Source organism: Calidifontibacter terrae, from assembly GCF_054778835.1.
Window position 1 is genome coordinate 73,451 of record NZ_BAAGZF010000006.1, and the last position, 22,300, is coordinate 95,750.

Annotated in this window: 20 protein-coding genes; 9 read left to right on the forward strand and 11 right to left on the reverse strand. The window is 66.8% G+C overall.

All coding sequences use genetic code 11. From position 1 onward, the window contains the following. Positions 1-18 precede the first annotated feature (18 nt). Positions 19-861, reverse strand: coding sequence for an EamA family transporter (locus ACYU98_RS08560; RefSeq protein ID WP_460467784.1), 843 nt, complete (start codon positions 859-861; stop codon positions 19-21). 22 nt (positions 862-883) lie between these two features. Beyond that, complete coding sequence (locus ACYU98_RS08565; protein ID WP_460467785.1) at positions 884-1,495, reverse strand: malonic semialdehyde reductase; 612 nt, start codon at positions 1,493-1,495, stop codon at positions 884-886. A gap of 95 nt (positions 1,496-1,590) precedes the next feature. Here ACYU98_RS08565 and ACYU98_RS08570 point away from each other — a divergent pair, with 95 nt between their 5' ends. From ACYU98_RS08570 to ACYU98_RS08600, 7 genes are all read left to right on the forward strand, one after another. Beyond that, the gene (locus tag ACYU98_RS08570; RefSeq protein WP_460467786.1) at positions 1,591-1,962 is read left to right on the forward strand and encodes a winged helix-turn-helix transcriptional regulator; all 372 of its coding nucleotides are present in this window, start codon (positions 1,591-1,593) and stop codon (positions 1,960-1,962) included. Between the two features lie 85 nt (positions 1,963-2,047). Then, positions 2,048-2,629 carry a DUF3000 domain-containing protein gene (locus tag ACYU98_RS08575; RefSeq protein WP_460467787.1) on the forward strand — a complete coding sequence of 194 codons (582 nt, stop codon included), beginning with the start codon at positions 2,048-2,050 and terminating at the stop codon, positions 2,627-2,629. After that, positions 2,626-3,927 (forward strand): HRDC domain-containing protein, encoded by a 1,302-nt coding sequence (locus tag ACYU98_RS08580; protein WP_460467788.1) that lies wholly within the window; start codon positions 2,626-2,628, stop codon positions 3,925-3,927. The genes ACYU98_RS08575 and ACYU98_RS08580 overlap by 4 nt, the downstream gene beginning before the upstream one ends. A gap of 53 nt (positions 3,928-3,980) precedes the next feature. Continuing rightward, on the forward strand, positions 3,981-5,219 hold the full coding sequence (locus ACYU98_RS08585) for a thiolase family protein (RefSeq protein ID WP_460467789.1): 1,239 nt from the start codon (positions 3,981-3,983) through the stop codon (positions 5,217-5,219). After that, positions 5,219-7,321, forward strand: a complete 2,103-nt coding sequence (locus ACYU98_RS08590) for a 3-hydroxyacyl-CoA dehydrogenase NAD-binding domain-containing protein (protein ID WP_460467790.1) — start codon at positions 5,219-5,221, stop codon at positions 7,319-7,321. Before ACYU98_RS08585 ends, ACYU98_RS08590 begins: the two co-directional genes overlap by 1 nt. Before the next feature lie 130 nt (positions 7,322-7,451). Further along, positions 7,452-8,978, forward strand: a complete 1,527-nt coding sequence (locus tag ACYU98_RS08595) for a helix-turn-helix domain-containing protein (protein WP_460467791.1) — start codon at positions 7,452-7,454, stop codon at positions 8,976-8,978. A gap of 11 nt (positions 8,979-8,989) precedes the next feature. Then, the gene (locus tag ACYU98_RS08600; RefSeq protein ID WP_460467792.1) at positions 8,990-9,757 is read left to right on the forward strand and encodes a glycerophosphodiester phosphodiesterase; all 768 of its coding nucleotides are present in this window, start codon (positions 8,990-8,992) and stop codon (positions 9,755-9,757) included. 9 nt (positions 9,758-9,766) lie between these two features. Here ACYU98_RS08600 and ACYU98_RS08605 read toward each other — a convergent pair whose 3' ends face one another. From ACYU98_RS08605 to ACYU98_RS08625, 5 genes are all read right to left on the reverse strand, one after another. After that, a complete protein-coding gene (locus ACYU98_RS08605) occupies positions 9,767-10,732 on the reverse strand; it encodes a phosphotransferase (RefSeq protein ID WP_460467793.1) in 966 nt (321 codons plus the stop codon). Beyond that, positions 10,729-12,609 (reverse strand): 1-deoxy-D-xylulose-5-phosphate synthase, encoded by a 1,881-nt coding sequence (gene dxs, locus ACYU98_RS08610; protein ID WP_460467794.1) that lies wholly within the window; start codon positions 12,607-12,609, stop codon positions 10,729-10,731. Before dxs ends, ACYU98_RS08605 begins: the two co-directional genes overlap by 4 nt. A gap of 142 nt (positions 12,610-12,751) precedes the next feature. Beyond that, complete coding sequence (acnA, locus tag ACYU98_RS08615; protein WP_460467795.1) at positions 12,752-15,415, reverse strand: aconitate hydratase AcnA; 2,664 nt, start codon at positions 15,413-15,415, stop codon at positions 12,752-12,754. A gap of 125 nt (positions 15,416-15,540) precedes the next feature. Then, a complete protein-coding gene (locus tag ACYU98_RS08620; protein ID WP_460467796.1) occupies positions 15,541-16,815 on the reverse strand; it encodes a class I SAM-dependent RNA methyltransferase in 1,275 nt (424 codons plus the stop codon). After that, complete coding sequence (locus ACYU98_RS08625; protein WP_460467797.1) at positions 16,812-18,833, reverse strand: APC family permease; 2,022 nt, start codon at positions 18,831-18,833, stop codon at positions 16,812-16,814. Before ACYU98_RS08625 ends, ACYU98_RS08620 begins: the two co-directional genes overlap by 4 nt. A gap of 67 nt (positions 18,834-18,900) precedes the next feature. Here ACYU98_RS08625 and ACYU98_RS08630 point away from each other — a divergent pair, with 67 nt between their 5' ends. After that, positions 18,901-19,566 (forward strand): potassium channel family protein, encoded by a 666-nt coding sequence (locus tag ACYU98_RS08630; protein WP_460467798.1) that lies wholly within the window; start codon positions 18,901-18,903, stop codon positions 19,564-19,566. A gap of 18 nt (positions 19,567-19,584) precedes the next feature. Next, entirely contained in the window at positions 19,585-20,283 is a 699-nt protein-coding gene (locus ACYU98_RS08635) for a potassium channel family protein (protein ID WP_460467799.1), read from the forward strand. Here ACYU98_RS08635 and ACYU98_RS08640 read toward each other — a convergent pair whose 3' ends face one another. Genes ACYU98_RS08640 through ACYU98_RS08655 form a run of 4 tightly spaced genes read right to left on the reverse strand, consistent with a single transcriptional unit; the run spans position 20,284 to position 22,274 of the window. Next, positions 20,284-20,658, reverse strand: a complete 375-nt coding sequence (locus ACYU98_RS08640) for an OB-fold nucleic acid binding domain-containing protein (protein WP_460467800.1) — start codon at positions 20,656-20,658, stop codon at positions 20,284-20,286. After that, on the reverse strand, positions 20,658-21,488 hold the full coding sequence (locus ACYU98_RS08645) for a DUF3710 domain-containing protein (protein WP_460467801.1): 831 nt from the start codon (positions 21,486-21,488) through the stop codon (positions 20,658-20,660). The genes ACYU98_RS08640 and ACYU98_RS08645 overlap by 1 nt, the downstream gene beginning before the upstream one ends. Before the next feature lie 6 nt (positions 21,489-21,494). Then, complete coding sequence (gene dut / locus ACYU98_RS08650; protein ID WP_460467802.1) at positions 21,495-21,977, reverse strand: dUTP diphosphatase; 483 nt, start codon at positions 21,975-21,977, stop codon at positions 21,495-21,497. 3 nt (positions 21,978-21,980) lie between these two features. Next, complete coding sequence (locus tag ACYU98_RS08655; RefSeq protein ID WP_460467803.1) at positions 21,981-22,274, reverse strand: DUF4193 domain-containing protein; 294 nt, start codon at positions 22,272-22,274, stop codon at positions 21,981-21,983. Between the last annotated feature and the right edge of the window lie 26 nt (positions 22,275-22,300).

Genomic DNA, 22,300 nt, shown 5'->3' on the forward strand with positions numbered 1-22,300 from the left:
CATGGCTTGCCCGACGGCTTAAGAGACGACCACCGCGACACCGACCAAGATCGCCGCCACCCCGATGAGTTGCACCGGTCGCAGCCGCTCACCAAGCAGGACGCGGGCCCAGAGGATGGTCGCCACGGGGTAGAGGGAGCCGAGCACTCCGACGAGGCCAGCCTCACCCTGACGCGCGGCGAATCCGAACAGCGCGTTCGCGGCGAGATCGCCGCAACCGACGATCATCAGCAGCGGGACGTCGATCCGTCGTACGACTCCCCCACCCGGACCGCCGGGCCACATCCGCCAGGCGATCAAGAGGGTCGCGACGCTGACCAGGCGCATTCCGAACAGGGCTTCGCCGACGCCGTGCGACGCGGCCTGGTCGAGGGTGAACAGGGAGACGCCGAAGCAGCAGGCGGCCACTGCGGCCAAGGCCACGGGGCGAGCCCCGGCTCCGCCGCGCAGTTCCGGCCCCGAGGCGAGAACGACGCCGAGCAACACGACAAACAGGCCGAAGAGCACCAGGGCCGAGAGCCGGTCGCCGGAGACGAATCCCAGGACCACCGGCACACCGGCACCCAAGGATGCGATCGGCGAGACGACGCCCATCCGCCCCACGGCCAGCGCGGCGTAGAGGCACAACAGACCGATGGCGCCCGTCGCGCCGGAGGCTGCGGCCCAACCGAACCAGGCTGTGCCGGAAGGGAACCCGGAGCGCGCAGCGATCCACCAGAAGACGATGGTGGTGGCGATCAGGCCGCCGATCTGACCGATCGCCACGACCTTGACCGCCGCGATTCGACGGGCGAACAGTCCCCCGGCGAAGTCGGAGCTTCCCCAGACGGCGCTGGAGAGGAGGGCGAGCAGGACGGCCATGAGGCCATCCTGCTCGATCCGCTCAGGCCCAGCGCAGTGCGTCTTGAACGTCGACGCGCGGCAGACGCGGGAACCACGGGTTCTCACCCGGGTGGCCGATGTTCACGACCAGGTGGGACTTCCACGAGGTGCCGGCGAAGAACTCCTGGTCGATACCCGCGGCGTCGAAGCCACCCATCGGGCCGGCGGCGAGCCCGTGGGCGCGCACCGCGAGGAAGAACTGGCCGCTGGCCAACGCCGCGCTGTACTTCGAAATCGGCTCACGAGCTTCGCCCGGCATCGAGCTGAAGTTGCTCCGGAGGGTCTCGGCGCGGTCGGGGAAGGTCACCGGGAACTGCTCGTGGAAGTCGGCGTCGTAGGCGAGCACGGCAACGACCGGAGCCGTCTCGGCCTTGGCGCGGTTGCCCTCGGCAAGGTGCGGGATCAGTCGCTGCTTGCCCTCGTCGGTGCGGATGAACAGCACGCGCAACGGCTGGCTGTTGGCCATGGTCGGCGCGTAACGGGTCAGCTCCCAGATGCTGCGCAGCTCCTCGTCCTCGACCGGTTCGTTGGTGAAGGTGTTGGCCGTCCGCGCCTCGGTGAACAGCAAGGAACGGGACGTGTCGTCGAGGGTCTCGAAGGTGGTGGTGGTCATGGCGCGGTCTCCTGGAGGAAGTCGAAAGTTGCGAGATTGAGAGTACTCCTGTTTTAGAAGTCGCTGTCAAATCCGTTGTGGCATACGATGTGGGCATGAGCACCCACGGCACCAACGCGATTCCCGGGGTAGAACACGACCCCCGGGCCTGCGATGGCGCCCTGTCCCGGGCATTTCAGTTCCTGGGAAAACGCTGGAACGGCATGCTGCTCAGCGTTCTGGGCTCCGGCCCCGCCGGGTTCGCCGAACTCAAGCGGGCGCTCGGCATCAGCGACTCGATGCTGTCCGACCGGCTCGGCGAACTGACCCGCGCCGGGTTGGTGGAACGTACGGTCGAGGACGGCCCGCCCCTGTCGGTCACCTACACACTCACCGCCAGCGGGACGGCCGTCTTACCGGCCCTGCAGTCGCTGGGCGACTGGGCTCGGGAGAACCTTTCCGACCAGCAGTGCCGTGGCCAGCGCTGACCGCCGACTGATCGAACGCTGATCGCTGGCTGCTCCCGGCGTGCCGCTCCCGGGTTCGTAGGCATGTTCGACCTAGGCTCGTCCCGTGGCCTCGAAGAAGATCGACAGCGACATCGGCTCGCAGTTCAACCGCGCCGTGCGCCCCCTCGGTTCCGCACGCCTGCGCCCGGAGGTCAGTCTCACCGAGGTCCCGGCGCCCGGACGTATCGCGCCCTACTCGCTGGCGATGACCGCCGACGTGGCGACGTCTGCTGATGAAGACGAACTCGCCTCGGGCCGCTTCGTGGTGTTGCACGACCCCAGCGGTCCCGAACCCTGGAATGGCGTGTGGCGCATCGTGACCTTCGCGCGCGCCGAACTCGACGCCGAGGTCGCCGACGACCCATTACTGGGTGAGGTCGGCTGGTCCTGGCTGGTCGACGCCCTGGAAGAAAGCGGCGCCGAGTTCACCGAGGCCGGCGGAACCGTCACCCGGGTGCTGTCCCAAGGTTTCGGCTCGCTGACCGAGAACGGCATTGCGGTGGAGATGGAGGTCCGCGCTTCGTGGACCGCCGTCACCGATGACCTAGTCCCCCACCTGCAGGCCTGGGGCTCGTTGCTGTGCACCATCGCCGGCCTGCCGCCGCTGCCCGACGGAGTGGTGGCGCTGCCGGGGCAGCGTCGATGACTGACGATCTGACCTCAGCTGCCGCAGACCAACCCGACGCACCACCCGCTGAGCCTGCGCCGAATTACCCGCTGCTCGAAACCCCCGCTGAGGGCATCCCGCCGGTCGTCGCCGACGAACGTGCGCTCGCCCAGGTGGCCGCCGCGCTGGCCGCAGGAACCGGACCGGTCGCTCTCGACGCCGAGCGCGCCTCGGGCTTCCGTTATGGCAACCGGGCCTATCTGGTGCAGATCCGCCGCACCGGGTCTGGCACTCACCTCATCGACCCGATCGCCTGCCCTGACCTCTCGCCGATCCAGGACGCCCTGGGTGACGCGGAGTGGATCCTGCACGCCGCCACCCAAGACCTCCCCTGCCTGGCCGAGATCGGCCTACACCCGCACGCTCTGTTCGACACCGAACTCGGTTCACGTCTTGCCGGCCTGCCGCGGGTCGGGCTGGCTGCGGTCATCGAACACTTCCTGGGCGTGACCCTGGCCAAGGAGCACTCCGCGGTCGACTGGTCCGAGCGACCGTTGCCGACCCCATGGCTGCAATACGCCGCGCTCGATGTCGAACTCCTAGTGGAGGTCCGCGAGAAGCTGGCCGCCGATCTGAAACGCCAGGACAAATGGGAGTGGGCCCAGCAGGAGTTCCATGCCCTCACCTCCTTCACCGGCCCGCCGCAGCGACAGGAGCCGTGGCGCCGCACCTCGGGGATGCATCGCATCCGCAACCGCCGGGCCATCGCCCGGGTCCGCGAACTCTGGCTCGAACGTGATGCGATCGCCCAACAGCGCGACACCGCCCCCGGCCGTATCCTGCCCGACGCCCTGATCGTGGAACTGGCCAACGTCTCGCCGAAGAACTCGACCGAACTGCTGCAGGTTCGAGCCGCCCCTCGCAAGGGACGCTCCGGCAACCGCCCACCGGTCGGCTTGGCGCGTTATCAACGCAACTGGCTACAAGCGATGCATCGCGCCGCCGTGCTGCCCGAGAACGACCTGCCGGCAGCGACCGTACGCAACGATGCTCCGCCGCCACAGCGCGCCTGGGCCGATCGCGATCCGGTGGCAGCCGCCCGCCTGGAACAGGTGCGCGCCGGACTCACCGTCTTCAGCGAGGCCCGGTCCATCCCGATCGAGAATCTGCTGACCCCAGACACCTTGCGGCGGGCGCTGTGGGAACCGACCGAAATCCTTGATCCCCAGCATGTTTCGCAACATCTGGCGCAGCTGGGTGCTCGCCCGTGGCAGATCGAGATCGTCACCCCACTGATCGTCGCCGCGGCCGATCGCCACCGCCCTGAGCGCGGTTAGTTACTCACGGGTAGAGTCGGCCTCGACCCATTGTCACAATCCCGGGAGGCCCCGTGCCCCGCACGCTCTCCGAGGTGGTCTTCGTCGACGGTGTTCGCACCCCGTTCGGCAAGGCAGGCGAGAAGGGCATCTATGCCCAGACCCGCGCCGACGACCTCGTCATCAAATGCATCCGTGAACTCATCCGCCGCCAGCCCAACCTCCCGCCGGAGCGCGTGGAGGAAGTGGCGATCGCCGCTACCACTCAGATCGGCGACCAGGGCCTGACCCTCGGTCGCATGGCGAGCCTGCTGGCCGGCCTGCCCAAGACGACCCCCGGCTACTCCGTCGACCGGATGTGTGCCGGAGCGATGACTGCGGTCACCAACGTCGCCTCGAGCATCGCGTTCGGCGCCTACGACATCGCCATTGCCGGCGGTGTGGAACACATGGGCCGCCACCCCATGGGTGAGGGCATCGACCCGAACCCGCGGATCATCGCCGAGAAGCTCGTCGACACCTCCGCGCTGGTCATGGGCGAGACCGCGGAGAACCTGCACGACCGGTTCCCTGCCATCACCAAGCAGCGCTGTGACGAATTCGCGGTCGGCAGCCAGAACAAGCTGGAGAAGGCCTACGCCGAGGGGAAGATCCAGCCCGATCTGGTCACCGTCGCGACCCGTCACGCTGAGCGTGGCTGGGGCTTGGCCACCGAAGACGAGCCGCCGCGCAAGGGCGTCAAGCTGACGGACCTGCAGAGCCTGAAGACACCGTTCCGCGCCCACGGCAACGTGACCGCGGGCAACGCCGCCGGCCTGAACGACGGCGCCACCGCCTGCGTCATGGCCTCCGAACGCGCCGCCCACGAACTCGGCCTGCCGGTCGGAATGCGGATGGTCACCTACTCCTTCGTCGGTGTCGAACCCGAGGTCATGGGCATCGGCCCGGTCCCGGCCACCGAGAAGGCCCTCGACCACGCCGGCCTGTCGATCGACGACATCGGCATCTTCGAGCTCAACGAGGCCTTCGCCGTTCAGGTCCTGGCCTTCCTGGACCACTTCGGCATCGCCGATGACGACGCCCGCGTCAACGCCTGGGGCGGCGCGATCGCCACCGGCCACCCGCTGGCTTCCTCCGGCGTGCGCCTGATGACCCAGTTGTCCCGCCAGTTCGCCGAGCACCCCGAGGTCCGCTACGGCCTCACCGCGATGTGCATCGGCATCGGCATGGGCGGCGCGGTCATCTGGGAGAACCCGCACCACGCCGACTACGTCAGCTCGATCGACGACTCGAACAAAGAAGGTGTCGCCTGATGAGTGACCAGAACACCACCGCCACCGCGGTGGCTGAAGTCGTCACCCACGTACGCGCGCAGGATGTCGCGCTGGCTGGTGGCACCTTCGTGCTGCTCACCCTCGACAACGGCTTCGACCACACCAAGCCGAATACCTTCGGCGAGGCGGGTCTGGCCGAACTGTCGGCCGCCCTCGACACCGCCAAGCAGCGCGCGGAAGCGGGCGAGATCGTCGGGCTGGGCATCACCGGCAAGCCGTTCATCTTCGCCGTCGGCGCCGACCTCAAGGGTGTCGGCAGCATCACCTCGCGCGAGCAGGCGTTGTCGATCGCGCAGCAGGGCCACGCGGCCTTCAGCAAGATCGCCGACCTGTCAGTCCCCACCTTCGCGTTCATCAACGGAGCGTCGATGGGTGGCGGCGTGGAGATCGCGCTCTACGCCGACTACCGCACGATCAGCGCGGATGTTCCGGCCTACGCAACGCCCGAGGTTTTCCTCGGCCTCGTCCCGGGTTGGGGCGGCACCTACCTGCTCCCCCACCTCATCGGCGTCAACAACGCGCTCACGTTGATCGTCGAAAACCCGCTCAACCAGAACCGGATGATCAAGGGCAAGGACGCCTTCGACCTCGGTTGCGCCGATCGTCTGCTGGAGCCGGTCACCTTCCTGGAGGACTCCCTCGCCTTCGCCGCCGGCGTCATTACTGGTGCCGAAAAGGTCGAGCGGAAGACCGTCGACACCGGCGAGTCCGCCTGGACCGCAGCGGTTTCCAAGGCCCGCGCGATGGCCGACCAGCGCACCGGCGGGGCTGCCAAGTCCGCCTATCGGGCGCTGGACCTAGTGGAGAAGGCCCGCACCGCTTCGCGCCAGGAGGCCTTCGCCGCCGAGGACGACGCGCTCGCCGACCTGATCATGAGCGACGAGTTGCGCGCGGGGCTTTACGCCTTCGATCTGGTGCAGCGTCGGGCCAAGCGTCCCGCCGGTGCGCCGGACAAGTCGCTGGCCCGCAAGGTCACCAAGGTGGGCATCGTGGGCGCCGGCCTGATGGCCAGCCAGCTCGCCATGCTGTTTGTGCGTCAGCTCAAGGTGCCGGTCGTCATGACCGACCTCGACCAAGCACGCGTCGACAAGGGCGTGGCCTACGTCCACGCCGAGATTGACAAGCTGGGCGCGAAGGGCCGCATCAGCGCCGACACCGTCAACCGGTTCAAGGCGCTGATCACCGGGTCGACCAGCAAGGACGGCTTCGCGGACGCCGACTTCGTGATCGAGGCTGTCTTCGAGGAGATGTCGATCAAGAAGACCGTCTGGGCCGAGGTCGAAGCGATCGTCACCCCGGAGTGCGTGTTGGCCACCAACACCTCGTCGCTGTCGATCACCGAGATGGCGCAGGACCTGAAGAACCCCGAGCGGGTCGTGGGCTTCCACTTCTTCAACCCCGTTGCGGTGATGCCACTGCTGGAGATCATCCGCGGCGAAAAGACCGACGACGCAACCCTGGCAACGGCATTCGCCACCGGCAAGGGTTTGAAGAAGACCTGCATCCTGGTGAAGAACTCGCCGTCGTTCGTGGTGAACCGGCTGCTCGGTCGCTTCATGGGCGACGCCGGCCGGATCGTCGACGAGGGCACCCCCATCGAGACCGTCGAGAAGGCGTTCGCTGGGCTCACCCCGATGCCGCCGTTCATGCTGATCTCGCTGGTCGGTCCTCCGATCGCACTGCACAACAGCGAGACCCTCGCTGCGGCGTTCCCCGACCGGTTCTCCGCATCACCGAACCTGGCGAAGGTGGTCGAGGCGAAGATTCCGTCGTTCTATGGCACCGACGGCACGATCGACCCCAAGGTGATGGAGCTGTTCGCGGCTCCGGCGAACCCGAAGGTGCTCACCGCCGACCAGGTTCGCACCTCGGCGTTGACCGCGATGGCCGACGAGATCAACCGGATGCTCGACGAGGGTGTCGTCGCGGAGGTTCAGGACATCGACCTCGCGATGATCACTGGTGCCGGTTTCCCGTTCTGGAATGGCGGCGTTTCACCGCTGCTGGACCGCACCGGCACTTCGCAGAACATCATCGGCAAGCGCTTCTTGCCGGCTGGCGCCGCGAGCGTTCAGCAGTAGTTCTCGCTCGACCGGCAGTCGGGCCGGGGTCGAGGGTTAACGCCCTTGGCCCCGGCCCGCTCCGCTGATGTGACGATACGCACGCTTGATGTCGGCGGTTTTATCTCATATGTGAGATACGCTCGTCAGCGTGGCACAGGATTACTTGGAGCGCGTCGGCAGACTGATTCGTGATGCCCGACGCCACAAGAACCTGACCCAGAACGAACTTGCGCAGTCACTGCAGACCAGTCAGAGCACGGTCGCGCGCATCGAACAAGGCAGACAGAACCTGAGCCTGGAAACGCTGGCGAAAATCAGCGAGGCTCTCGACACCGAGGTGGTAACCGTGGCTTCCAACACTCCGCTCAACCTGCGCATCGAGGGCGGACGGCAGCTCTCAGGTGAGATCGACGTCCGTACGAGCAAGAACGCGGCGGTCGCGTGCCTGTGTGCCGCACTGCTGAACAAGGGCAAGACGACCCTGCGCAACCTCGCGCGCATCGAAGAGGTCAACCGGATCACTGAGGTGCTGGACTCCATCGGGGTCAAGACCCGTTGGTTGCCGGGGAGCTCGGACCTGGAGATCGTCCCGCCCGAGACCATCGACCTGCCGTCGATGGACGAGGCGGCCGCCCGTCGCACCCGTACGATCCTGATGTTCCTGGGCCCACTGCTGCATGAGTTCGACACCTTCAAGCTGCCCAACGCCGGTGGCTGCGACCTCGGCGAGCGTACGGTCGAACCGCACCTGCACGCCCTTCGCCACTTCGGCCTCGACGTTGTTGCGACCCACGGCTACTACAACGCCACCGTCGACCGCGCGGTCCACCCGACCCGCGCGATCGTGCTGACCGAGCGCGGCGACACCGTGACTGAGAACGCCCTGTTCGCCGCGGCGCGCTACGACGGCGTCACCACGATCCGCAACGCCAGCCCGAACTACATGGTCCAGGACCTCTGCTTCTTCCTGCGTGAGCTTGGCGTGGAGATCAAGGGCATCGGCACCACCACGCTCACCGTGCATGGCGTCAAGGAGATCAACAAGGACGTCGAGTACTACCCGTCCGAGGACCCGATCGAGGCGATGTCGCTGCTCGCAGCGGCGATCGTGACCAAGTCGGAGATCACCATCCGCCGGGTGCCGATCGAGTTCATGGAGATGGAGCTGGCGCAGCTGGAGGTGATGGGTTTCAAGTACGACATCACCGACGAATACCTCTCCAAGAACGGCGAGACCCGGCTGGTCGACATCACCACCAAGGTCGGCCCGTTGGTTGCTCCCAAGGACAAGATCCACCCGATGCCGTTCCCCGGCCTCAACATCGACAACCTGCCCTTCTTCGCGGTCATCGCCGCGATGGCTGACGGGTCGACGACCATTCACGACTGGGTCTACGACAACCGCGCGATCTACCTGATCGACCTGAACCCGCTGGGTGCGAAGGTCAAGCTGATGGACCCCCACCGGGTGCTCATCGAGGGCCCGACCCGCTGGCGTGCGGCCGAGGTCATGTGTCCCCCGGCGCTGCGCCCGGGTGTCGTGATTCTGCTCGGCATGCTCGCCGCACCGGGCACCTCCGTGTTGCGCAACACCTACGTCATCAACCGCGGCTACGAAGAACTCGCGTCCCGGCTCAACGCCCTCGGCGCGAGCATCGAGCCCTTCCGCGACTGACGGCGTCACCGATGGCCCACACCGCATACCTCGACCATCGCGGGGTTGTCGCGATGGCCCACCGGGGGTTCTCCCGCGACGGGCTGGAGAACACCCTGCAGGCCTTCGCGGCCGCGGTGGACCTCGGATACTCCTACGTCGAGACCGACGTCCACGTCACCGCCGACGGGGTTCTGGTGTCGTTCCACGACGACACCCTGGACCGGGTCAGCGACGGCTCCGGGATGATTCGGGATCTGCCGTGGGCCCAGGTCCGCGAGGCGAAGATCGGCAATGAACCGATCCCGCTGATGGACGACCTGTTCGCAGCCTGGCCGGCGTTGCGGCTCAATATCGACTGCAAGCATGTCTCCGCGGCGCCCGCGTTGGCGGCCGCGATCGAGAAGCACGCCGCCCACGACCGGGTCCTGGTGGCCTCCTTCGACGACGCGACCCGCGAACAGGTGCTCAAGGGGCTGAGTCGGCCGGTCGCGACGTCGGCCGGATCCGCCCGTACGAGGCAGGCCGTGCTGGCCTCGAAAGCACACCTGCGTCCGGTGGTCCGACAGGCGCTCGGTCCGGTGGATGCGCTGCAGGTGCCACACCGGCAGGGACGGATCACCGTGGTCACCCGCTCGCTGGTGGAAGCTGCCCACCGACTCGGAAAACAGGTCCACGTGTGGACCGTCAACGAGCCGTCCGAGATGCACGAATTGCTCGATCTCGGGGTCGACGGGCTCATTTCCGACCGTGCCGACCTGCTGAAGACTGTGTTGCTCGAGCGAGGTCAGTGGACTTGACCTGAGCGGTCATCCAGCGAGCTCCAGGACCTCGGCGATCCACCGCTTCGGGTGAGCCATCCACTCCCGTTTCTCGGTGTCCGTCGCGTGCGCGAGCGCGCGCTGCCAGCCGAGGATCCGGCCAACGCGGGCCAGCAAGAGTGCGTCGGGAACCAGCCCTGACAAGGCGGTGCTCGATCCAAGGTCGGACCAGCAGGTCAGGTAGGCGCGGATCAGTCGTGCATCGCGCTCGGAGTCGGGCGGCAAGTCGAAGAAATAGGTCGGGCCGCGCAGCGGGATCAACAGTGAACACAGCGGGTGGCCGATGTAGGCATCGCCCCAGTCGAAGATCCGACCGTCGTGAGCCCCGGCCGCCGACCCGTCGCCGAAGACATTGCCAAGGTGAAGATCGTCATGCTGGATCGTCATCGGGAAGCCGGCCGCCAGCAGGCGCTCGGCCGCATCGGCGAGGGCCGTGGTGGCCGACGGACCGAAGCCGCGCTCGTCCCATTCCCGCACCAGGTCGTAGGGCTCCAATCGCGGAACACCTTTGTCGGACAAGCGATCTGCCACGGTTGTCGAGGCTCGCTGCAGCCGCGCGTAGCGTCGCAACACCGCCGACGTCAGCGAGGTGACGGTGTCCGCGGTCGCGAAGTCGCGCAGCACCCGCCCCTGATCAGGCGACAGCATCCACCCCTGCTCGACATCGTGAGCCCAGACCGGCTGCAGGAGGTCAGGCGCCACGTCGCCGAGCTCGTCATAGACCGCGGTTTCCGGAGTCAGACCGGGCGCGCTGGCTTTGAACCAGACCCGCCCGTGGTCGGTATCGGCGACTAGCTGCGTCGACCAAGGACGCACCCGCGGCTGCAGCGGCGAGGTCGGCACCCTGGTGACACCCCGGCGCTCCAGTGACTCGTCGATCCAGCGCGTCGCTGACGCCAACCAGCCCCGATCGGTCCAGAGCTGGGTCGTGTAGGTCGTGGCCGGCAGGCTCACCGGTGGCTGTGGGTGCGCAGCCGGTCGGACAGGTCGGTCGCCACCGCGTCGGCGGTCAGCCCAATCTGCTCGAGCACCTGCCCTCGGGAGGCGTGGTCGAGGAACTGCTGCGGGATGCCGTAGGGATGGACCGGCGTGGCGACGTCGACCGCCTGCAGCGCATGGGTCAACGCGACGCCAACGCCGTGATTGACCAAGACGTCCTCGATCACCGCGACGTGGCCGGCAGCAGCGGCCATGACGACCAGAGCCTCGTTCACCGGCAGCACCCAGCGCGGGTCGACGACGCGTACGGACCGCCCTTCGGCCTCAAGCTTTTCGGCGACCTGCAGCGCGGTGGCTGCCATGACACCAACGCCGACCAGCAACACATCCGGGTCGCTGTCGCAGTCGCGCAGAACATCGACCCCATTGACGCTGCGCAGGGCCGGGATCGGCTCCCCCACATCACCCTTGGGGAACCGCACCACGGTGGGGGCGTCGGCGACGTCGACCGCCTCGCGTAGTTGGGTCCGCACCTGCGCCCCGTCGCGCGGCGCCGCCAGACGCAGACCGGGCACGATCGAACAGATAGCGATGTCCCACATGCCGTTGTGCGATGGGCCATCGGACCCGGTCACGCCGGCCCGGTCGAGCACGAACGTCACGCCCTGGCGGTGCAGCGCGCAGTCCATCAGCAACTGGTCGAACGCGCGGTTGAGGAAGGTGGAGTAGATCGCGACGACCGGGTGGAGACCGGCGTAGGACAGGCCGGCGGCCATCGTGGCGGCATGTTGTTCGGCAATCCCGACATCGATCACTCGCTCGGGATACTTCGCCGCGAAGGCATCGAGTCCGACCGGGATGAGCATGGCCGCGGTGATTGCGACGATGTCGTCGCGCTCCGCACCCAGGCGCACCATCTCGTCGGAGAACTCGTCGGTCCAGATCCGACCCGACACCTCGAAGGGCAGGCCGGTCTCCGGATTGAACTTGCCGATGCCGTGCCACTGGTCGGCGACATCCGAGGCCGCCGGCTGGTAGCCCCGCCCCTTCTGGGTGATGACGTGGACCAAGCAGGGCCGCCCGTAAGCCTTCGCCCGCGAGAGTGCCTGCTCGACCGCCGGTTCGTCGTGTCCGTCGACCGGACCGAGGTATTTGATGCCGAGGTCCTCGAACATCCCGCGCTGCGGCGCGAGGACGTCCTTGATCCCTTTCTTCATCCCGTGCAGCGACTGATACATCGCATTGCCGACCACCGGCGTGCGCTGTAGGCGATCCTTGCCCCAGTCGAGCACCTGGTCGTATTGACGGGTGGTGCGCATGGTTGCCAGGTGTTCGGCGAAACCGCCGATCGTCGGGGCGTAGGAACGTTCGTTGTCATTGACGACGATGACCAGAGGCAGGTCCTTGTCGACCGCGATGTTGTTCAACGCCTCCCAAGCCATTCCGCCGGTCAGCGCACCATCACCAATGATCGCCACGGTGTGTCGCTGTTCACCCTTGACACGGCGGCCCTTGGCAATGCCGTGCGCCCAGGAAAGGGAGGTGCTGGCGTGGGAGTTCTCGACCACGTCGTGGTCGGACTCGGCGCGACTCGGATAACCCGATAGTCCGCCCTGCTTCTTCAGTTGGGAGAAGTCGTGGCGACCGGTGAGCAGCTTGTGCACGTAGGCCTGGTGTCCGGTGTCGAAGACGATCGCATCAGCCGGGGAGTCGAAGACCCGATGCAACGCGATCGACAACTCGACGACGCCCAGATTCGGGCCGAGGTGTCCGCCGGTCTTGGAGACCGATTCGACCAGGAAGTCTCTGACCTCCTGGGCCAGTTCATCGATGCGTTCGGCGGGGACGTCCTTGACGTCCGACGGGCTATTGATGCCGGAGAGCAATCCCACAGGTGCGCACTTTCCTTCCACAGGGGTCAGTCGAGTTTAGGCGATCCCGGGGTGGATGACGGTCGCATCGCCGGGCGAACGCACAGGTGGGCCCCCGACCCGAAGGTCGAAGGCCCACCTCACTGCATCTGTCGCTGGTGAACTACTTCACCAGCGACCGAAGCACGTACTGCAGGATGCCGTCGTTGCGGAAGTAGTCAGCCTCACCGGGGGTGTCGATGCGGACTACCGCGTCGAACTCCACGGTCGAGCCGTCTTCCTTGGTGGCGGTCACCTTGACGGTCTTCGGCGTCGAGCCATCGTTCAGCGCGGTGATGCCGGCGATGTCGAACGACTCGGTGCCGGTCAGGCCCAACGAGTCAGCCGACTGGCCCTGGGGGAACTGCAGCGGCAGCACACCCATGCCGATCAGGTTCGAGCGGTGGATCCGCTCGAACGACTCGGTGATGACGGCCTTGACGCCCAGCAAGCGGGTGCCCTTGGCGGCCCAGTCACGCGACGAACCCGAGCCGTATTCCTTGCCGCCGAGCACCACCAGCGGGATGCCCGCCTTGGCGTAGTTCTCGGCCGCGTCGAAGATCGCTGCCTGCGCACCATCAGCGGTGAAGTCTCGGGTGAAACCACCCTCGACGTTGTCCAGCAGCTGGTTGCGCAGTCGGATGTTCGCGAAGGTTCCGCGGACCATGATCTCGTGGTTGCCGCGGCGCGAGCCGTAAGAGTTGAAGTCCTTGCGCTCGACACCGTGGTCGTTGAGGTAGCGACCGGCCGGGCTGTCGCCCTTGATCGCACCAGCCGGGCTGATGTGGTCGGTGGTCACCGAGTCGCCCAGCTTTGCCAGAACGCGAGCGCCCTGGATGTCCTGAACCGGCGTGGTCTCCATCTTCATGCCCTCGAAGTACGGGGGCTTGCGGACGTAGGTGGACTCGCTGTCCCACTCGAAGGTGTCACCCTCGGGGGTCTGCAGCGAGCGCCAGCGATCGTCACCGGCGAACACGTCGGCGTAGTCCTTGACGAACAGTTCCTTGCTGATCGCCTGAGCGACGGTCGACTCGACCTCGGCCGGGTCGGGCCAGATGTCCTTCAGGAACACGTCGTTGCCCTCGGCGTCCTTGCCCAGCGCGTCGGTGTCGAAGTCGAAGTCCATCGTGCCGGCGAGTGCGTAGGCGATGACCAGCGGCGGCGAGGCCAGGTAGTTCATCTTCACGTCGGGGTTGATGCGACCTTCGAAGTTGCGGTTGCCGGACAGCACCGAGACGACGCTGAGGTCGTTCTCGTTGACCGACGCGGAGATCTCGTCGGCCAGCGGACCGGAGTTTCCGATGCAGGTGGTGCAGCCGTAGCCGACCAGGTGGAAGCCGAGCTTCTCCAGGTAGGGCCACATGCCGGCGTTCTCGTAGTAGCCGGTGACGACCTGCGAACCCGGAGCCATCGAGGTCTTGACCCACGGCGGAACCGAGAGCCCCTTCTCGACGGCCTTCTTGGCCAGCAGGGCGGCGCCCATCATGACCGAGGGGTTGGAGGTGTTGGTGCAGGAGGTGATCGACGCGATGACAACCGCGCCGTCCTTCAGCGCGAACGCCTCGCCGTCCTTGGTGACCTGAGCGCTGCGCAGGTCACCGTCGACGCCGTAGTTCTTGACGTCGATGCCGAACTGCTGCTTTGCCTCAGACACGACGATGCGGTCCTGGGGGCGCTTCGGGCCAGCGATCGACGGGACGACCGTCGACAGGTCCAGCTCAAGTCGCTCGGAGTAGCGCGGCTCCTTGGTCGGGTCGTGCCAGAGTCCCTGTTCCTTGGTGTAAGCCTCGACCAGAGCGACCTGTTCGTCGCTGCGGCCGGTCAGGCGCAGGTAGTCCAGGGTGACGTCGTCGATCGGGAAAATCGCACACGTCGAACCGAACTCCGGCGACATGTTGCCGATCGTCGCGCGGTTGGCCAGCGGCACCGCACCGACGCCCTCGCCGTAGAACTCCACGAACTTGCCGACAACACCGTGCTTGCGCAGCATCTGGGTGATGGTCAGCACCACGTCGGTGGCGGTCGCGCCGGCCGGGATCTCGCCGGTCAGCTTGAAGCCGACAACGCGCGGGATCAGCATGGAGACCGGCTGGCCGAGCATCGCGGCCTCGGCCTCGATGCCACCAACACCCCAGCCCAAGACACCGAGGCCGTTGACCATCGTGGTGTGGGAGTCGGTGCCGACGCACGAGTCGGGGTAGGCGACGCCGTCGCGCACCATGACGGTGCGGGCGAGGTGCTCGATGTTGACCTGGTGGACGATGCCGGTGCCCGGCGGAACGACCTTGAAGTCGTCGAAAGCGGTTTGGCCCCACCGCAGGAACTGGTAGCGCTCCTTGTTGCGGCCGTATTCGATCTCAACGTTCTTCTCGAACGCGTCGGGGCGACCGGCGACGTCGATGATGACTGAGTGGTCGATGACCATCTCGGCCGGCGCCAGGGGGTTGATCTTCTTGGCGTCGCCACCGAGCTCAGCGACGGCCTCACGCATGGTGGCGAGGTCGACGACGCAGGGCACACCGGTGAAGTCCTGCATGATCACGCGCGCGGGCGTGAACTGGATCTCGGTGTCGGGCTCGGCGTTCTCGTCCCACTGCGCGAGCGCGTTGATGTGGTCGGAGGTGATGTTGGCACCGTCTTCGGTGCGCAGCAGGTTCTCCAGTAGAACCTTGAGGCTGAAGGGGAGGTTCTCACTGCCCTCAACCGTCTTCAACCGGTAGATCTCGTAGCTCTGGTCCCCGACCTCGAGGGTGCCCTTGGCTGCGAAGCTGTTGGTGCTCACGCCCACTCCTTCGTCTGCGTCGACTATTTATCTTGACGTCAAGATAATTCAATCACACCGCGACGCCACTACCGAGCGAAGGTCTGCCTAACCCGCCACAGCGGCATCCGTACCGGCCGATCCTTGCACTTTCAGTCCGTCGATGCGGGCCCAACGGTGGGTTCAAGCAGCGCGATGCACTCCACGTGATGGGTCATCGGGAAGGCGTCGAAGGCTCGTACGCTGCACACCCGGTAGCCCCGCTCGGTGAAGTACTTCAGGTCCCGGGCCAGCGCGGCGGGGTCGCATGCGACGTAGGCCACGGCGCGCGGACTGCGCGCGACGACAGCTTCGACGACGGCGCGACCGGCCCCCGTACGCGGCGGGTCCAAGACCACTAGATCCGCGTCAGGGAACGCATCGGTGGGCGCGAGCGCCGCCGCAACATCGGAGCAGATCGCGCTCGCCTGTGGCAGGTCGGCCAGGTTCGCGAACGCGTAGTGGGTCGCGACTTCATCGCCCTCGATGCCGACAACGGCGCCGTCCTCCCCCACCTGCTCGGCGAGGAACGCGGTGAACAAGCCGACCCCGCTGAACAGGTCGAGCGCCCGATCGCCGGGCTGCGGGTCGAGCATTTCCAGCACCACCCGTACGAAGGTCGCCGCAGCATCGGGGTGGACCTGCCAGAACCCGCGGGCGTCAACCTCGAAACTGCGGTGCAGAACTTCCTGCACCACCGCCGGCAACGGCTCGTCGTCCTCGGGCAGATCGATGACAAGCACCTCACCGCTGGAATCGACGACCGTGTCGAGCCCGGTGACCTCGGCCGGCACCCGGTCCTCGAGCATTCCGGTCGCGATGATCCCCGGATCGGCGATCCGGCAGTCGGTCAGCGGGATCACGTCGTGTGAGCGGTGGGCGCGCAGCCCGACCGACCCGCTGCCGGTGACCGCGAACTCGACGCGGGTGCGCCAGCCGCGCTCCTCGTGGGTTGGCATGGCCTCGACCTCGCCCTCCCACTCCATCCCGCCGATCCGCTGCAACTGCTCGCGTACGACGTCGGCCTTGAGTGCGCGCTGGGCGGCCGACGTGGTGTGCTGCCAGTCGCAACCGCCACACTTGCCGGGCCCAGCAGCCGGGCACCCGTCGGTGACGCGGTCGTCGGAGGCACGCATCACCCGTACGGCGTCGGCTCGTAAAAACTTGGACTTCTCGCCGCCGTCGGTGACGCGAGCAACGACCCGCTCCCCCGGCAGCGCGTGGCGCACGAACAGCACCCGGCCGTCGTGGCGAGCGATGCAGTGGCCGCCATGGGCGACGCTGCCGACCTCGACTTCGTACTCGCGCCCGACCAAGCTGCGGCCCTGTTCGGTACGTCCGCGGGGGTGGCGCTGGTCGGGTCGGCGGTTGCCGGACTTGGCGGTCATCGCGGCTCCTTCGGGGGTGTGGGGTTGGGCACGAACTCCTCGTGCCGCTCGGACGAACGCAGCTGCCACGGAACACTGGCGACCATCACCCCGGGGGTGAAATGCAGGACGGCCTTCAGCCGCAGCGCGGACTGGTTGTGCAGGAACTGCTCCCACCAACGGCCGACCACGTATTCGGGGATGTAGACCATCACCACGTCACGCGGGCTGTCGCGGCGGATCGACTTCACGTGTTGTACGACGGGGCGGACGATTTCGCGGAAGGGCGAGGCGACGACCTTCAACCGTACGGGGATCTCGCGCCGGTCCCACTCGGCGCGCAAGGCCGCGGTCTCCTGCTCATCGATCGCGACGGTGACGGCCTCGAGGGTCGAGGGTCGGGTGGCGCGGGCATAGGCCAGCGCCCGCATGGTCGGCTTGTGCAGCTTGGAGACCAGCACGATCGCGTGGACCCGGGAGGGCAACATCCGCAGGTCCTCGTCGGTGACATCTACGTCCTCCGGCAGCGCCAGCTCAGCGGCGACGTGGGCGTAGTGCTTGCGGATGGCCAACATGATGGCGAAGAGCACCACCATCGCGGCGACCGCATAGCCCGCGCCGTGGACGAACTTGGTCAGCAGCACGATCACCAACACCAACCCGGCCATCAACGCACCGACTAGGTTGATCACCCGCGAGCGGTGCATCTGCCGACGCTCGGTGCCCTCGACCGGCTCGGTCGTGGAGTGCAATCGGGTATTCCAGTGCCGGATCATGCCGGTCTGACTCAGCGTGAAGGACACGAACACACCGACGATGTAGAGCTGGATGAGTCTGGTCACCTGGGCGTCGTAGAGAACCACCAAAAAGATGGCGGCCGCCGACAACATCACGATGCCGTTGGAGAACGCCAGCCGGTCGCCCCGGTTCTGCAACTGCCTGGGTAGGAAGCCGTCCCGAGCCAGGATCGAGGCCAGAACCGGGAAGCCGTTGAAGGCGGTGTTCGCGGCTAGAACAAGGATCAGCCCGGTGACGATCGAGACGTAGACGACGCCGGCTGGGAAGCCCGCGAACACCGAATGCGCGAGCTGCGACAACACCGGCGCCTCGTGGTAGCCGGTGACCAGTTGGCCGTTCAGCGTCAGGCGGCCCGGCTCCGACGGGTCCTCCATGCGGACCCCGGTCCAGTTCGCCAGGGTGACGATCGACAACATCATGAAGACCGCGATGCTGCCCATCAGCAGCAGCGTGGTGGCCGCGTTTTGGCTCTTCGGTTTCCGGAAGGACGGCACCCCGTTGGAGATCGCCTCCACGCCGGTCAGCGCCGCGCAGCCGCTGGAGAAGGCGCGCAGCAGCAGGAACATCAGCGCGATCTGACCGAGCGCGTCCATGCCCTGAGCGGGCGCCAGGTCGTACTGCGCAGATTCAGCCAGCGGCAGATCGCCGCCCATCTTGCGGGCGAACCCGACGACGGCCAGGGCAATGACCCCAAGCATGAACAGGTAGACCGGGATCGCGAACACCGAGCCCGACTCGCGGATGCCACGCAGGTTCATCGCGGTGATCGCGACGATGATGGCGACCGCGGCGAAGACCTCGTGGCCGGCCAAGAACGGCAACGCGGCCTTGGCGTTCTGCACCCCCGAAGAGACCGACACCGCGACGGTGAGGGTGTAGTCGACCAGCAGCGCCGAGGCGACGGTCAGCCCGGCCTTCGGCCCGATGTTCACGGTCGCGACCTCGTAGTCACCGCCACCGGATGGGTAGGCGCGTACGTTCTGCCGGTACGACGCCACCACCACGGCCATGACAAAAACAACGGCCAGCGCGATCTGCCACGAGTGGGTGCCGGCGAACGCGCCGCCGGCCAGTCCAAGGGTCAGCAGGATCTCATCGGGGGCGTAGGCCACAGACGACAAGGCGTCGCTGGCGAAAATGGGGAGCGCTAATCGCTTGGGTAGCAAGGTCTCGCCCAGTTTGTCGCTGCGCATCGCCCGGCCGACCAAGACACGCTTGACTGCACGTCCTCCGCCTGACACGGAGCACGAGTCTAGGCAGCAATGGCACCGATCACGAACCAGGCGGCGCTCCGGTAGCGTCTGTGCCGTGCACTACGTGATCATGGGCTGCGGCCGCGTCGGTTCATCGTTGGCGATGACGCTTGAGCAACAGGGCCACTCGGTGGCGGTCATCGACCGCGACGAGTCCGCCTTCCGTCGCCTCGGCTCATCCTTCGAGGGCGATCGGATCACCGGCATCGGTTTCGACCGCGACACTCTCGAACGCGCCGGGGTGAGGAATGCCTACGCGTTCGCCGCGGTCAGCAGCGGTGACAACTCCAACATCCTCTCCGCCCGGGTGGCACGCGAGACGTTCGACGTCGAACACGTCGTCGCCCGCATCTACGACCCGGGCCGCGCCGAGATCTATCAGCGCCTGGGCATCCCCACCGTCGCCACCGTCCGTTGGACGGCCGATCAGGTCCTGCGCCGACTCGTACCGGCCGGCGCCGTCCCGATCCACACCGACGCCAGCGGCACGATCACGCTCGCGGAGATTCCAACTCATCCGAGTTGGATCGGCACCCCGCTCAAAAAAGTGGAGGCCGAGTTCGGCGTTCGCGTCGCCTATGTGAACCGCCTGGGCGAAGGAGTTCTGCCTCAGCCGAACACAGTGCTGCAGGAGGGCGACCTGCTCCAACTGCTCGTCCGCACCCCCGACATGCCCACGATCGAGCAGCGGCTCGGCAGTGCGCGCCCGTCGGATTTCTAAGTCGCCCAAGGAGTTTCGATGCGTGTTGTGATCGTCGGAGCAGGATCGGTGGGCCGTTCGATCGGCCGCGAACTGCTCCACAACGGCCACCAAGTTCTGTTTATCGACAAGTACGCCGATGCGGACAAGAGCCAGTCTGTGCCGGCCGCGAGCTGGCTGCTGGCCGACGCCTGCGAGCTGTCGACCTTGCGCGAGGCCCAACTGCAGGACTGCGACGTGGTCGTCTGCGCCACCGGTGACGACAAGGTCAACCTCGTCGTCTCGTTGCTGGCCAAAACCGAGTTCGGCATCGGGCGTACCGTCGCCCGCATCAGCAACCCGAAGAACGAATGGATGTTCGACGAGAGCTGGGGTGTCGACGTCGCGGTCTCGACCCCGCGCCTGATGACCGCTCTGGTCGAGGAAGCCGTCAGCGTCGGCGACCTGGTGCGGCTGTTCCAGTTCCAGCAGGGTCGCGCCACAATGGTCGAGATCACTGTCACAGCCGACGGCCCGGTGGTCGGAATGGCGGTCAACGAACTCGACCTGCCGCCGGACACCGTATTGGTCGGCATCATCCGCGACGATCTGCCGATGGCGCCCAGTGGCGACGACGCGATCGAGGCGTTCGACGAGTTGCTCTTCCTGACGACCGCCGAGTCAGAGGCGCTGCTCAGCCAGCGACTGACCGGCGAGGCCGAGGGGATGCTGCGGACCCTGGGCCCCGACGGGCTCTGATCAGCCCTTGCCGGTCGGCACGATGTCGTAGGCCGGGTTGTAAATCGTCGGCGTTTCGCGGCGCATGCAGACTCGTCCGCGGACGGTCAGCATGACGCCCGGGTCGATGCCGGCGATCTGGCGACGGCCAAGGAAGACGACGGTGAGGGTGCGGGTGCCGTCATCAAGGTCAACGACCAACGCGGGGGTCTTCTCGGTGCGCGGTCGCAGGCTGACCGTCCGGACCGTTCCGGTGCACTGAGCCATCTCCCGGTCATGCACCTCGGCCACGGGGGTGCTGCCCGAGCGGTGGCACTGCTCCTGGATCTCCTGGCGGTCGTGCCGCTCGCTGGATCCGGACAACCGGCTGGTGAGTCGGTCAACTAGCCGCGGCATCAGCGAATCTCCGTGATCTCCGGGCCGCGCTCGAACGGGTCCGGCAGTTGGTGATCGTGGTCGGCCTCGGCCTGGTCGGCGGTGGGCAGTTCCTCTGCAGTCTGCACCGAGTCCGGCACCTTCAACGGCAACATCTCGCGGGGGGCCCGGGCTTCGCCGCCCCGGTTGACCACCATGCCACGCACGAGTTCGAGCATCGTGTCGCGTGCGTCGCTCTCGGTCGCCGCGCGGCCGGACAGGACGGCGCGCAGGAACCAGCGCGGACCGTCGACTCCGACGAAGGTGGCGGGCGAATACGTCGTACGGCCGTCGGCGCCGCGCGCCGCCATGCGAACGTGCAGTTCGACACCCAGCGGGCCGACCTCCTCGCTCGCGGTGGAACCACCGGACAACAGGTTGTCGTGGATCTCACCACGGATGGCGTCCCACACGCCGCGCGACTTCGGCGCCGCGAACGCCTGCACCTGACAGGCGGATTCACCGACGATCGCGGTCAAGCCGGTGATCTCGGCGCCCGACTCGTCAACGTCGAGACGCAGCTCCATGTCGGGCACCGGGGCAATAGCGATCGCGCCGAAGTCGATGCGGCCTTCGAGGTCGTCGACCTCGGACAGGTCAAACGGACCATTGCTGCGGTCGACCGAGCGGGAATCGAGACGAGCGGCCGGCGCGGCCGGCGTTGCGTCGTCATCTGCCGCGGGCTCCTCCGCGGTCGCGTCAGCCTCCACCACCTCATCGGTGGTCTCTGCTGTGTCGTCCACCTCCACCGTTTCGGGTGCGGCGGTCTCCTCGACCGGTTCGTCGGTCTGCTTGCGACGGAAGATTGCCACGCTGGTTCAGTCCTCGTTCTTCGTTGTCATTGCCGGCCCGGGATCACCGAAGCCGCCGCTGGATCCATGTCCACCCGCACCCCGAACGCTATCGCTCAACGAGGTCGCCTGCTCCCACCGCACGGTGGCGCATTCCTGGACGACCAATTGAGCGATCCGATCGCCGCGGCGCAGCGTCACCGATTCGCGCGGATCGAGATTGATCAGGTTGACCTGAACTTCGCCGCGGTAGCCGGCGTCGATGGTGCCCGGCGCGTTGACCGTGGTCACACCGTGCCGGTGGGCCAGGCCAGAGCGAGGGTGAATCAGGCCCACGTGTCCCACCGGGATCGCCAATGCGATCCCGGTAGCCACCAGGGCACGCTCCCCCGGCAGCAGGGTCACCTCGGCTCGGGCATAGAGATCCATGCCGGCGTCGCCCGGATGGGCATATGCCGGCAATGGCAGCTCCGCGTCGAGCTGCTGGATCGCCACCTTGACTTCAGCCACGACTCAGGCGCAGTCCTTGCAGATCGGCAGGCCTCCCCGCTCACCAGCCAACTGGCTGCGGTGGTTCACCAGGAAGCAGCGCGAACAGGTGAATTCATCCGACTGGCGGGGAATCACCCGAATTTCCATCTCTTCTCCGGACAGGTCGGCGCCAGGCAGCTCAAAGCCCTCGGCCTGTTCGGTCTCGTCGACGTCGACGTTCGCACTCTTGTCGTTACGTCGTGACTTCAACTCCTCGAGGCTGTCCTCGTTGAGGTCGTCGTCGGTCTTGCGGGGGGCGTCGTAATCAGTAGCCATCGCGTCCTTCTCTTCGCATTAAAAAG

Bases quoted from the DNA above. Each gene is read 5' to 3' on its own strand.
- ACYU98_RS08560 (WP_460467784.1), bottom strand. From the start codon at position 861: ATGGCCGTCCTGCTCGCCCTCCTCTCCAGCGCCGTCTGGGGAAGCTCC.
- ACYU98_RS08565 (WP_460467785.1), bottom strand. From the start codon at position 1,495: ATGACCACCACCACCTTCGAGACCCTCGACGACACGTCCCGTTCCTTG.
- ACYU98_RS08570 (WP_460467786.1), top strand. From the start codon at position 1,591: ATGAGCACCCACGGCACCAACGCGATTCCCGGGGTAGAACACGACCCC.
- ACYU98_RS08580 (WP_460467788.1), top strand. From the start codon at position 2,626: ATGACTGACGATCTGACCTCAGCTGCCGCAGACCAACCCGACGCACCA.
- ACYU98_RS08590 (WP_460467790.1), top strand. From the start codon at position 5,219: ATGAGTGACCAGAACACCACCGCCACCGCGGTGGCTGAAGTCGTCACC.
- ACYU98_RS08600 (WP_460467792.1), top strand. From the start codon at position 8,990: ATGGCCCACACCGCATACCTCGACCATCGCGGGGTTGTCGCGATGGCC.
- ACYU98_RS08620 (WP_460467796.1), bottom strand. From the start codon at position 16,815: ATGACCGCCAAGTCCGGCAACCGCCGACCCGACCAGCGCCACCCCCGC.
- ACYU98_RS08635 (WP_460467799.1), top strand. From the start codon at position 19,585: ATGCGTGTTGTGATCGTCGGAGCAGGATCGGTGGGCCGTTCGATCGGC.
- ACYU98_RS08640 (WP_460467800.1), bottom strand. From the start codon at position 20,658: ATGCCGCGGCTAGTTGACCGACTCACCAGCCGGTTGTCCGGATCCAGC.
- ACYU98_RS08655 (WP_460467803.1), bottom strand. From the start codon at position 22,274: ATGGCTACTGATTACGACGCCCCCCGCAAGACCGACGACGACCTCAAC.